An 11,848-nucleotide genomic window follows, 5' to 3' on the forward strand; every position below is an offset into this window, starting at 1 on the left:
CACCGTCCGCCCGCGCCCTCACTGCCCGCCGGTGGGAGCGAGGTGGTTGTCGGTGAGCTGGAAGCTCGGGATGTCCTTGAGGTTGAGCATCGCCTCGTAGGTGCGCTTGTAGCCGGTGCTCGTGATGACCCAGCGCCCGTCCTGGCGCGCGTAGGTGTCCTCGTAGAAGGCGCTTCCGATGATCATCGTGTCGAAGGCGGGCACGATCACCCGGTCCTGCAGGTACCAGCGGCCGGTGGCGGTGTCGCCGTCGACCTCGATCTCCGGGTGGTGGGCCTGGTGTTCGGTGATGACGTCGTCGGTCATCTGCTCCCGCAGCCCGGCCACCACCTCGTCGCGGCCGGTGTAGGACAGGCGCTTGCCGTAGGAGGCCGAGACCTCGGGAGCGAGCGTCTCGGCGAGCTCGTCCCACAGTCGCAGGTCCACACAACGCAGGTAGCGGTACTTCAGGGACTTGATCGCGTCGATGTCGTCGCGGCGGTCGGTGGTGGTCATCGTCGGCCTTTCACACGAGGGGCGGGGCGCGCTAATCCACACCCGTCAACCCGACTGTAGTCAATTGTGTACAGTTTGGGAATGGAAAGTGAGAACCGATCCGACGACGACGAGGACGGCCTCCCCGGACCGACCCCGCCCGATTCCGCGCCCACCCGCGGGCACGGCGCCCCGCGACCCCGCCCGACCGGTCGCGACGAGGTCCGCTCCGCCGTCCTACGCGAGGCCCGCAGACTGCTCTCCGAGCGCGGGCCGCACGTGCCGTTGCGCGATATCGCGGACGCCGCGGACGTCAACCTCGGACTGATCCACCGTCACGTCGGCCGGAAGGACGCCCTGCTGACCACCGTCATGCAGGAGGCGGTGCGGCTCGGCGCCGCGCGGCTCGAGCACCTGGACGACGCGGGCGAAGCCGTGCGCGGGATGCTGCTCGGCGCCACCGCGCACCCGGAGATCAGTCGCCTCCTGGCCTGGTTGGCCCTGGACGGCGAGGCGGCGTTCCCGCCGATGGTCGACCCGGCCGAGCGACCGGCCGCCGCGCTGAGGCGCATGACCTCTCCCCCGCCGGCCGGGGACGTCGAGTTGCTCCTGGTCTTCACCGCCGTCTACGCCTGGCCGGTGCTGCGGGGCGCACTGCTGGACACCCTGGACATCCCCGCCGACCAGCGCGGGGAGATCGACGAGCGGCTCGCCGACCTCCTCGCCCGCATGGTGACGGGCCACCGCGACGGCGGGGACGGGACGGACTAGACGACGGGCCCCGTCGGGACGTGCCCGACCGGCTCCTCCGGACCGTGGCCGACCGGCTCCTCCGGCCCCTGGTCCAGGCGGAACGGCGGGTACTCGTCACGCAGGAGCAGGACGTACGAGCCGACCCGGTACACCCAGCGGTTCAGTCCCACGATCAGGTCGAAGAGCCCGGGCAGGTAGCGGCCGGTGAACAGCAACCCGATCGCGGCGATCAGCACGAGCAGGCCCACCAGCGAGATGTTCCACTCGGCGCCCCCGTTCGCCGAGGCGCTGTTCAGGGCCGCCCCGCCGCCGGTGAGGATGCCCACGATGAACAGGTGCGGGATCACGAGCAGCCACCACTTGACCAGCACCAGACCGCGCGAGAGCCGCTCGGGGTAGGCCACGTCCAACTCGGCCGGGTAATCGGCGGGTGCCAGCGAGAAGGGCGGGTACCGGTCCGTGCCGAGCACGGAGTAGGCGTAGAACCCCACGCGCCAGTTCCACCGCAGCACACCGACGCTGTACATGAACCACGACCTCGGATAGCGACCGGTGAACAGCACGGCCAGGCCCGCGGCGATGGTGGTGATCACCAGCGCGAACCACAGAAGGGCCATGACGATGTAGTGCGGGATCGCCAGCAACCACTTGATCAGCCACATCGCGCGCGAGACCTGCGGGTCCGGCAGCCCGGTCAGACGCAGCGGGTCGGGACCCGCGCCGGCGGCGTGGATACCCGCACCGGGCCCGGGGTCGATGTCGCGCCCCAGCCCGGCGGCCCCCAGGAGGATCAGCGGCAGGCCCAGCACCAGCGCCACGATCCCGGTGACCAGGACCCCGGGAGCGGCGAGCCCGAACAACTCTGTGTGCGCGCCCACCTGCACGTCGACCCACACCGGTCGGGTGCCGTCGGCGTTCATCACCACGACCACCCAGTCGCCGGACCGCAGGTCGACGGTGAGGGTCTGCTGGGCGCCGCCCGTCGCGGACTGGGCCCAGAAGTCCTGGTCGGCCGGTGGCTCGGGGGCGCGGGTGCCGGGCACCTCGTCGAGCTCGGCGTCGGCGCGGTACCCCGAACCCCATTCCATCGGGGTGTCGACGGTGTACCCGGTGTCCCACGGGTCGTCGCCGAACACCGCGTGGGGGACGTCGCTGAGATAGGCCGAGACATCGGACGCATCCGCGATGCCGATGAACACGTCCTGATCGGGGACCACCGGCGTCGCGCGAAGCTGGATGCTGATCAGGTCGTCGAGACCGAAGGTGCCGACGGTGGCGCCCTCGTCGACGTGGACCTCCAGGGGCGAGGTCGTGATCGCGTGGCCGACGGTCTGGAGTCGCTCGGTGTCCGAGTAGGCGTATCGACCGTCGCGCTGGGACGCCTCGGCCACCACGAGGGCTGCGCCGGTCGCGGTCATCCCGAGGCCGAACACGGCCAGGAGGACCCCCGCGACGAGCATGACCCAGTTCACCGGGCGGGTTCGATTGGGTTCGTGGATAGAGGTGGAGGACGGCCCGGACGGGGAGGCCTGTGGAGTTGCCATGATGAATCCTCGTGCAGTGGGGTGCGGATCCGCCAGCGACGGCGCATCCGCCTACATCGGGTGACATTACTCTTATGTGAGCAGTGTGACGCCCACTCACCCGGGCCTCCAGCCCCGATTCCGGCCCCGGGCCACCCCCGTTCACAGAAGGCGCCCCGCCGCGGGACCTCAGGGCCGCGGCGTCAGGGCCGGCGCGCGGAGAACCCCGTCGCGGGCAGCGAGTGGAACCCGCGGGTGAACGGCGAGAGCGCCCGGACCGCGGAACCCTGATCGACCCCGACGGCCGGGTGCGCGGCGTAGAGCTCCTCCACGGCGATCCGCGCCTGCAGACGCGCGAAGTGCGAGCCGATGCAGAAGTGCGGGCCGCGGGCGAATCCCAGGTGCCCGGTGATCTCGCGGGTGATGTCGAGTTCTCCGGCGGTGGGACCGAACTCGCGCTCGTCGCGGTTGGCCGAGCCGTAGAGCATCATCACCTTCTCCCCCGCCGGTATCGTCACCCCGCCGACCGTCACCTCGCGGGTGGTCGTCCGGGCGAGCGCCTGCACACTGGACTCGAAGCGCAGACACTCCGAGAGCGCGCCGGGGATCAGCCCCGGGTCCGCCACGAGCAGCTCCCGCTGCGGCGGGTGCTCGTCGAGGAGTGCGACGGTGTGCGAGATGAGATTGCCGGTGGTGTCGTTGCCGCCCGCCACGATCACGAAGCAGAACCCGAGGATGTCCCAGTCGTCCAGCCGCTCGCCGTCGATCTCGGCCTGCGTCAGCGCGGAGACGAGGTCCTCTCCCGGGTTCTCGCGTCGCTCGGCGATCAACTCGCCGAAGTAGGCGAACATCTCGGCCACCGCGTCCACCGCACCGCCCTCGAGGCCGGCCGGGCGGAACCCCTCCTCCTGCAGGGTCGTCAGCGCGCTGACCCACGGGCCGAACCGCGGGCGGTCCGCGGCGGGCAGGTCGAACAGCTGCGCCAGCACGAAAGTGGGGATCTGCGAGCTGAAGTCCCGGTGCAGATCGACCACCTCGTCGTCGTCGTACCTCTCGGCCATCTCCGCCAGGCGCCCACGGACGAAGTCGCGGATCTGCGGCTCGGTCTCGGTGACCCGCTTCGGCGAGAACGCCTTGGCCAGCAGCCGGCGCTTCCCGGAGTGCTCCGGCGGGTCCATCATGACGATGGTCGGTGCCAGCCCCAGCTTCTCGATCTCGTCGCGGTAGAAGGTCAGTCCGCTGGCCGAGGAGAACGCCTCCGGGTCGCAGACGGCCGCGTCCACGTCGGCGTAGCGGGACAGCGCCCAGAAATCCGGGCGGGCCGCGGTGCCGTCTCCACGGTGGAGGTGGACCGGGTCCGTCTCGCGCAACCTCCGGTAGCCGGGATAGGGGTCGACCAGGTGCGCGGGGTCGAACGGATCGAAGGCCGGCTCGGTCGGTGCCGGCTCGCGGATGGACTGCACTGGGCGGGTCATGGCCACATTTAACACGTACTGTTAGACAGTGGGAAGAGGCGATCTAGACTCGGGCGGGTGCCCCGCTCCACCGCGATCTCACGCCAGCCCCGATCGACCGCCACCCGGGAGGCCCTCTACCAGGCCGGACTGCGCCGCTTCGCCTCCGACGGCTGGCGGACGGCGAAGATCCGCGACATCGTCGGCGACGCCGGCCAGGGCAACGACTCGGCGATCAACTACCACTTCGGGGGCCGCCTGGGCCTGCTGGAGAACGTGCTGCTCCGCGGGGTCCTGCGCATGGAGGACGAGCGTCGGGACGATCTGCAGCGGTGGGCGTCGTCGACCCCCGACCTGACGGAGATCGTCCGGGCGGTCGTGTCACCGTTGGCGGACCTGTTGGACGACGACGAGGGCCGCTGCACACTCCGCGTGATCGCCCAGGTCGGGGCGCTCGCCGAGGTCGGACGGACGGTCACCGGCGGACCGGTCGCCGACACCGCGCTCCAGGACCAGCTCGAGATGCTGGTGTCGGCCGCGGCCGACCGCTGCGGCAGGGAGTTCGCCGGGCACCGGGTCCGGCAGCTCATCGTGATGCTCACCGCCGAACTCGCGGTGCGGGCCTGCGACCCCCCGGAGGCCGGCCCGCCCCACCACGAGTACGTGGCCGACCTCGTGGACTGGCTCGCGGGGGGACTGGACCGGCCCGCGCCGCGCTGACCGGCCCGCGCCGCGCTGACCGGCCCCACCGCCCGGCCCGCGGCATCGTCAAGAGCGTTCCGCACACCTGCCTCTCGGCCGATGTGTGCGGAACGGTCTTGACGAGAGGGGCCCGGCCGCTCAGATCGCCAGCGCGGACGTGACCTCGTGGGCGGCGGTGTCATCGGAGGCGCCCGAGTGGGTGACCCGCCCCGACTCCACCACGTAGAACACGTCCGAGGCCCGCAGCGAGAACCCCACGTGCTGCTCGACCAGCAGCACGGACAGGTCGCCGCGCGAGGCCAGGTCCACGATGATCCGCTCGATCTCGGCCACGACGTTGGGCTGGATGCCCTCGGTCGGCTCGTCCAGCACCAGCAGCCGCGGCTCGGTGATGAGCGCCCGGGCGATGGCCAGCTGCTGCCGCTGGCCACCGGAGAGCAGCCCGGCCTTCCGGTCCAGCAGCTCCTTGAGCGCCGGGAACAGGTCGAGCGACTCGTCGATGAGCGCCTTCCCCCGCTTGCGCCCGTCGGCCACGACCCGCAGGTTCTCGGCGGTCGTGAGCTGGGTGAACGACTGCTGCCCCTGGGGTACGTAACCGATACCCAGCGCCACTCGGCCATGCGGTTTGAGTCCGGTGATGTCCTGGCCGTCGAAGGTGATCGTGCCGGCCTTGCACGGCAGCAGGCCGACGGCGGCCCGCAGCAGGGTCGTCTTTCCCGCCCCGTTGTGCCCGAGAACCGCGGCCACGCCGCCGGCGGGGACCTCGAGGTCCACCCCGTGGAGCACCTCGGACCCGCCGTACCCGGCGCGGACGCCCGACATCTGCAGTAGTGCGCTCATTCGTCTGACTCCATCTCGGGATCGGTGCCGGTGTCCAGCTCGGTGCCGGTGTCCAGCTCGGTGCCGGTGTCCAGTTCGGTGCCGGTTTCCAGCTCGGTGCCGGTGGCGGCCGCGGTGCCCAGGTACACCTGCTGGACATTGGGGTCGGCCTGGATCTCGGCGACCGTGCCCTCGGCGAGGACCTTGCCGGCCGCGAGGACGGTGACCGAGGTGGCGAAGTCGCGCATGAAGTCCATGTCGTGCTCCACCACCACCACCGTGCGGTCGGCGGCGATGCGCTGGAGCAGCTCGCCGGTGGCCTTGCGCTCGTCCGCCCCCATGCCGGCGACGGGCTCGTCGAGGAGCATCACGTCGGAGTCCTGGACGAGCAGCATGCCGATCTCCAGCCACTGCTTCTGACCGTGGGCCAGCACCCCGGCCTTGGTGCCGGCCAGGTGCTCGAGGCCGATGGTGTCCAGCGTCTCCGCGACCACGGTCGCGCGGCCCCTGCGACGGCGCAGCAGGGTCATCCATCCCCGACCGGAGCCGGCCGCGATGTCCAGGTTCTGCTCCACCGTGAGGTCCTCGAAGATGCTGGCCGTCTGGAAGGTCCGGCCGATCCCCATCCGCGCGATCTTGTGGGTCTTCATCCCCAGCACCGGTTGGCCGGTCTTGTCGACCGTCCCCGTCGCCGGGACCAGCCCCGTGATGGCATCGACGACGGTGGTCTTGCCCGCGCCGTTGGGTCCGATGAGGAACTTGAGATCGCCCTGGATCAGCGTCAGGTCCACCCCGTCGACGGCGCGGAACCCGTCGAACGAGACGGTCAGACCGCGGACCTCCAGGTAGGTCCGTCCCGTCGAGGCGCCGGTCCGGCCGCCTCCGGCCCCGGTCGAGCCGGTGGCCACAGCGGTGGGGGTCATGAGTTCTCCTCTGGGGTGGTGGCGGACTCGGCGGACCTGCGGCGCCGGCGGATGACGAACAGGCTGGCCAACCCGCCGGGCAGGAAGCCCACGACGACGATGAAGAGCACGCCCTGCAGGTAGGTCCACTGCGACGGATAGGCCTCGGAGAAGGTCGTCTGCGCCCAGGCCACTCCGATCGCCCCCAGGACCGGGCCGAGCAACGTGGCCCGGCCGCCGATCGCGACGCCGATGAGGAACGCGATCGACGGGGCGATGCCGATCGCCGAGGGCGAGATGATCCCGACGATCGGGACGAACAACGCCCCCGCGATCCCGGCCGCGAAGGCGGCGACCGCGTACGCCAGGGACTTGACCAGCGCCGGGTCGTAGCCCAGGAAGCGGACCCGCTCCTCCTGGTCGCGGACGGCCACGAGCAGCTCACCGAAGCGCGACTGCATGAACTGGCGCACCAGCAACACCACGCCGATGAGCGCGCCGCCGGTGATGAAGTACAGCATCTGGCGGTTGGCCGGATCCGACAGGGCGAAGCCGAAGAACCCGGTGAACCGGTTGAGCCCGTTGGAACCCCCGAGCTCGGGTCGGCTGACCAGGAAGATCGCCGCGGCGGCCGCGAGGGCCTGGGACAGGATCGCGAAGTAGGCGCCCTTGACCTTGCGGTTGAACACGAGGTACCCGAAGCCGAAGGCCAGCAGGGGTGGTAGCAGCAGGATCACCACGAGGGTGAAGATCGGCGAGGCGAACGGCTCCCAGTACCCGGGCAGCGACCGCATCCCGGCGATCTGCATGAAGTCCGGCAGGGCGTCGGGACCGCCGCGGTCGCGGGCGTCGGCCAGCTTGAGGTACATCGCCATGGCGTACGCGCCGACGCCGAAGTACACGCCCTGGCCCAGCGTGAGCATGCCGCCCCGCCCCCACGCCAGGCCGATCCCGCTGGCGACGATGCCGAAGCAGAAGAACTTGGCCAGCAGGTTGAGCCGGAACTCGCTCAGCAGCGCGGGTGCGACGCCGAAGATGAGGATCGCGGCGACGGCGAGCGCCACCCAGAACACCCAGCGGGGTCGTTCGCCCTCCGTGGTCAGCGCACCGGGCAGGGGCAGACGAGGTGGCCGGCCCCGACGACCCGAGGCCGGCTCGGCCGGGTCCGGGGTGGTGGTGCCGATGGTGGCGGTGTCGGTCATGCCAGGCTCCTGGTCTTGACGGCGAACAGACCCTGCGGGCGGATCTGGAGGAAGACGATGATCGTCACGAAGACGAGCACCTTCGCCACGGAGGCGGTCGTGGAGTATTCGAAGAACGAGTTCAGGATCCCCAACGCGAAGGCGGCGATGACGGCGCCCCGCAGCTGACCGAGGCCCCCGACCACCACCACGAGGAAGGCGTCAATGAGGTAGGACTGCCCGATCGTGGGACTCGTGGACCCGATGAGCGTCAGCGCCACGCCCGCCACCCCTGCGAGACCGGAGCCGATGAAGAACGTGGTCAGGTCACTGCGGCGCGAGTTGATGCCGGAACTCTCGGCGAGATCACGGTTGAGGGTGACGGCCCGGATGCGCCGCCCCATCGGGGTGAAGCGCATGGCCGACATGAGGGCGGCGACGCAGGTGATGGCCAGAAGGAAGATGAAGACGCGCGTGTACGGGACGGACGCCCCGAACAGGACCAGGTTCCCGCGCAGGAACCCGGGCACCTCGACGTTGACGGCGGGGGCGCCCCAGATGTCGCGCGCGATCTGCTGCAGCACCAGCCCGACGCCGAAGGTGACGAGCAGTGTGTCGAGCGGTCGGGCGTACAGCCGTCTGATGAGCAGCACCTCGAGGATCACCCCGAGCAGGCCACCCACCACGAACCCCGCCACGAGGGAGATCGCCAGCCCCGCCCCGGAGGCGGCGACGAACTGTTGGATGACGTAGGCCGTGTAACAACCGGCCATGATGAACTCGCCGTGCGCCATGTTGATGACGCCCATCTGCCCGAAGGTCAGGGACAGGCCGAGCGCTGCGAGCAACAGGATCGAGCCGATGCTCAGTCCCGTCGCGAGTTGACCGATGATGACGTCCACACCGGCTCCTTTCTCCTGCGTGCGCCCGCCCGCGGCGGCCCCGGTGACCGGGACCGCCGCGGGGGGCGGTGGACTCGGACTGGGTCAGTTACCGGACAGGTCGCCGGCCCAGTCGTAGCCCTCGAGGAAGGGGTCCGGCTCGATGGGCTCGCCCGAGCTCCACACCTCGTAGATCAGGCCGTCGGGGCGGATCTCCCCCACGAGTGCGGTCTTGGAGATGTGGTTGTTGTCCCCGTTGATCGTCACGGTGCCCTCCGGGGCGTCGAAGCTGACCCCGCCGGCGTTCTCCTGGATCTCGGCGACGTCGAAGCTGCCCGCCTTCTCGACCGTGTTCTTCCACAGGAACAGAGAGGTGTACGCGGCCTCCATCGGGTCCGAGGTGACCCGGTTCTCGCCGTACTTGGCCTTGAACGCCTCGACGAACGACGTGTTCTCCGGGCTCTCGATGGTCTGGTAGTAGTTCCACGACGTGAGCTGACCCTCGATGTTGTCCGCGCCGATGCCCTGGACCTCCTCCTCGGCGATCGACACGCTCACCACCGGGGTGTCCTCGGCGGTGAGGCCGGCGTTGGTGTACTCACGGAAGAAGGCCACGTTGGAGTCGCCGTTGAGGGTGTTGAACACGGCGTCCGGGTCGGCGGTGCGCACCTTGTTGACGATGGTGGAGAAGTCGGTGGACCCGAGCGGCGTGTAGTCCTCACCGAGGATCTCGACGTCGTTGGCATCCGCCCACGCCTTGATCACGCGGTTGGCGGTCTGCGGGAAGACGTAGTCCGAGCCGACGAGGTACATCGACTCGACACCCTGCTCCTTGAGGTACTCCAACCCCGGGACGATCTGCTGGTTGGTGGTGGCGCCGGTGTAGAAGATGTTCTCCGACGCCTCCAGCCCCTCGTACTGCACGGGGTAGTACAGCAGCGCGTTGTTGTCCTCCACCACCGGCAACATGGCCTTGCGGGAGGAGGAGGTCCAGCCACCGAAGATCGCGGCCACGCAGTCGCTGGTGATGAGCTTCTGCGCCTTCTCCGCGAACACGGCCGGGTCGGAGGCCCCGTCCTCGACCACGGTCTCAATCTGCTTGCCCATCACTCCGCCGTCGGCGTTGATCTGCTCCACGGCGAGCTCGACGGAGTCACGCACGGTCCTCTCGGAGATCGCCATGGTCCCCGAGAGGGAGTGCAGCGACCCGATCTTGATGGTGTCACCGGAGGTGTCCACGCACGATTCCGCGGAGGCCGCGGCGGTGTCCGAGGTGCGGTTGCCGCAGGCGGTGAGGGCTCCGGCCCCCAGGACCACGAGGGCGGCGGCGGCAGCAGTGCGTCTGGAGATGGATTTCACTCGGGTTCATCCTTGCCGTGGGCGGGCGGTCGGTGGCCCCCGCTTCTCGGGGATCGACGCTCGATGAACGCAAAGTTATGAGTTTCATGTGAGCCGCACGGTTCCACAGTGTTTCGTCTGTGTTGCCTCAATCCACCTGCAGTGAACCCTGTGTTTCTCAGCCCTTGCGAAGATCCGGCGCCGGGGCCCCCAGCACGTGCCCACGCGCGGCGGACCACACCGCGCGCACAGCGGCCTCCACCGCCTCCGGGGTGCCGCCCACCACCCGGGCCCACGCCCCGCACCCTTCCGGCAGGGTGCTCACGCCACAGCGCACCTCACCCCAGCGCACGCTCTCGGAGGAACCGATGGCCGCCCGCATCGAGACCGCCAGGTCCGTCGCCGGCCCCGGCGCCAGGACGAACAGCGTGCCGACCGCATCGGACCCGCCGGTGACCATGTCGTCGTCGGGACCCACTCCACCCTCTCCACCCACGATCCGCGTGGTGTCCACCACCACCGGGGTGCCGTCGGGTCGACTGAGCTCCACCTGGGAGACCAGCGCGTCCACCGCCCACCGCTCGCCGCGTGCCACCCGGCCGGCGGTGAGCACGTCGGAGACCACCAGCACCGCGTCCTCGGGGACGGTCGCCCGCAGTCGCTGCTGGAACCGACTCCCGGCGTACGGGATGAGGGGGTCGGGAACCCACTCGCACACCGAGCCGGATCCCAGCGTCAACGCGACGTTCTGAGTGGCGAAGCCGGCGTCCATGCGATGGATGCGCGTGGCGGCCTGGGTGGTGATCACCGCGTGGGCCCCATCGGCCAGCCGGACGTCGATATCCAGCCGGTCGCCGCCCACCACTCCCCCGCCGGTCGACATGAGATAGGTTACCGGCACGTGGGGCAGCACCGGGTCGACGTACAGCGAGCGCATCACCTGTAGAGGCGACTTCTGGTAGCGGCCGGCCAGGACGGTGCGCCCGGCGGCGTCGACCCGGTAGTCCAGGTCCAGCACGCCGACCTTCCCCGGGGATCCCACGGGCAGCGACCCGGCCGCGTACGCCGGACCGGCCGCCACGACGGCCGAGACGTGGCCGGGATCGGCCGCGCGCGCCAGCCGGTCGGCCCGGGACACGGGTGCGGTCACGCGCTCGGCAGCAGGTCCGCGCGACGCGACTCGAAGTAGTCCAGCACCTCGTCGACGCCGGTGCCGCTGAGGCAGTCGGTCAGCACGACCGGCTTGCCGGAGCGCACGCGGTCGGCGTCGGAGCTCATCACCCCCAGGTCGCAGCGGACGTACTTGGCGATGTCGATCTTGTTGATCACCAGCAGATCGCACTCGGTGATCCCGGGGCCCCGCTTGCGCGGCATCTTCTCACCCTCGGCGGTGTCCAGGACGAAGAGGAACAGGTCCACCAGCGCGGGCGAGAACGTCAGGGTGAGGTTGTCCCCGCCGGACTCGAAGATCAGGGTGTCGACGTCCGGGTGGGCCTCCAGCATCTCGGCGCCCACGGCCAGGTTCATGGTGGGGTCGTCGCGGACGGCGGTGTGGGGGCAGGACCCGGTCTCCACGCCCACCACCTTGGCGGGGTCCAGGACCCCGGCCAGTGTGCGGCGGACGTGCTCGGCGTCCTCCTGGGTGTAGATGTCGTTGGTGATCACCGCGGGGGCCCGGCCGCGCTCGATGAGCAGGGGCACCAGCGCCTCGATCAGCGCGGTCTTGCCCGAGCCCACGGGCCCGCCGATCCCGATGCGCAACACGTTCTGTCCCTCGGTCATGTGCGTCCCTTCCGTCGTGGCGTTCCGTGTGGGTGGCGT

At 70.2% G+C, this 11,848-nt stretch carries 12 protein-coding genes; 2 read left to right on the top strand and 10 right to left on the bottom strand.

Annotated elements, in window-relative coordinates; translation table 11 throughout:
• Nucleotides 1-18: 18 nt before the first annotated feature.
• Nucleotides 19-495, bottom strand: coding sequence for a nuclear transport factor 2 family protein (locus tag ABIE38_RS15490; RefSeq protein WP_354057743.1), 477 nt, complete (start codon nucleotides 493-495; stop codon nucleotides 19-21).
• A gap of 81 nt (nucleotides 496-576) precedes the next feature.
• Here ABIE38_RS15490 and ABIE38_RS15495 point away from each other — a divergent pair, with 81 nt between their 5' ends.
• The gene (locus tag ABIE38_RS15495; RefSeq protein ID WP_354057744.1) at nucleotides 577-1,245 is read left to right on the top strand and encodes a TetR/AcrR family transcriptional regulator; all 669 of its coding nucleotides are present in this window, start codon (nucleotides 577-579) and stop codon (nucleotides 1,243-1,245) included.
• Here ABIE38_RS15495 and ABIE38_RS15500 read toward each other — a convergent pair.
• Together ABIE38_RS15500 and ABIE38_RS15505 are read right to left on the bottom strand one after the other, a co-directional pair.
• Nucleotides 1,242-2,771, bottom strand: a complete 1,530-nt coding sequence (locus ABIE38_RS15500) for a DUF4389 domain-containing protein (RefSeq protein WP_354057746.1) — start codon at nucleotides 2,769-2,771, stop codon at nucleotides 1,242-1,244. The genes ABIE38_RS15495 and ABIE38_RS15500 overlap by 4 nt on opposite strands.
• Before the next feature lie 182 nt (nucleotides 2,772-2,953).
• The gene (locus ABIE38_RS15505; RefSeq protein WP_354057748.1) at nucleotides 2,954-4,225 is read right to left on the bottom strand and encodes a cytochrome P450; all 1,272 of its coding nucleotides are present in this window, start codon (nucleotides 4,223-4,225) and stop codon (nucleotides 2,954-2,956) included.
• A gap of 57 nt (nucleotides 4,226-4,282) precedes the next feature.
• On the opposite strand from ABIE38_RS15505, the gene ABIE38_RS15510 reads away from it, so the two are divergent.
• Nucleotides 4,283-4,924, top strand: a complete 642-nt coding sequence (locus ABIE38_RS15510) for a TetR/AcrR family transcriptional regulator (RefSeq protein ID WP_354057749.1) — start codon at nucleotides 4,283-4,285, stop codon at nucleotides 4,922-4,924.
• Nucleotides 4,925-5,044: 120 nt separating this feature from the next.
• Here the strand turns inward: ABIE38_RS15510 and urtE are convergent, their stop codons facing one another.
• The 7 genes from urtE to ureG all read right to left on the bottom strand — a co-directional run bounded on the left by urtE (nucleotide 5,045) and on the right by ureG (nucleotide 11,809).
• A complete protein-coding gene (gene urtE, locus ABIE38_RS15515; RefSeq protein ID WP_179523259.1) occupies nucleotides 5,045-5,746 on the bottom strand; it encodes an urea ABC transporter ATP-binding subunit UrtE in 702 nt (233 codons plus the stop codon).
• Entirely contained in the window at nucleotides 5,743-6,648 is a 906-nt protein-coding gene (gene urtD, locus ABIE38_RS15520) for an urea ABC transporter ATP-binding protein UrtD (RefSeq protein WP_354057751.1), read from the bottom strand. The genes urtE and urtD overlap by 4 nt, the downstream gene beginning before the upstream one ends.
• Nucleotides 6,645-7,829, bottom strand: a complete 1,185-nt coding sequence (gene urtC / locus ABIE38_RS15525; RefSeq protein WP_354057753.1) for an urea ABC transporter permease subunit UrtC — start codon at nucleotides 7,827-7,829, stop codon at nucleotides 6,645-6,647. Before urtC ends, urtD begins: the two co-directional genes overlap by 4 nt.
• Nucleotides 7,826-8,710 carry an urea ABC transporter permease subunit UrtB gene (gene urtB, locus ABIE38_RS15530; RefSeq protein ID WP_354057755.1) on the bottom strand — a complete coding sequence of 295 codons (885 nt, stop codon included), beginning with the start codon at nucleotides 8,708-8,710 and terminating at the stop codon, nucleotides 7,826-7,828. Before urtB ends, urtC begins: the two co-directional genes overlap by 4 nt.
• Nucleotides 8,711-8,794: 84 nt before the next feature.
• A complete protein-coding gene (urtA, locus tag ABIE38_RS15535; RefSeq protein WP_354057757.1) occupies nucleotides 8,795-10,048 on the bottom strand; it encodes an urea ABC transporter substrate-binding protein in 1,254 nt (417 codons plus the stop codon).
• 157 nt (nucleotides 10,049-10,205) lie between these two features.
• On the bottom strand, nucleotides 10,206-11,177 hold the full coding sequence (locus ABIE38_RS15540) for an urease accessory protein UreD (RefSeq protein WP_354057759.1): 972 nt from the start codon (nucleotides 11,175-11,177) through the stop codon (nucleotides 10,206-10,208).
• A complete protein-coding gene (ureG, locus tag ABIE38_RS15545; protein ID WP_179523264.1) occupies nucleotides 11,174-11,809 on the bottom strand; it encodes an urease accessory protein UreG in 636 nt (211 codons plus the stop codon). Before ureG ends, ABIE38_RS15540 begins: the two co-directional genes overlap by 4 nt.
• Nucleotides 11,810-11,848: the final 39 nt, after the last annotated feature.

Origin of the sequence: Dietzia sp. 2505 (assembly GCF_040546785.1) — a bacterium.
Lineage (GTDB): Bacteria > Actinomycetota > Actinomycetes > Mycobacteriales > Mycobacteriaceae > Dietzia.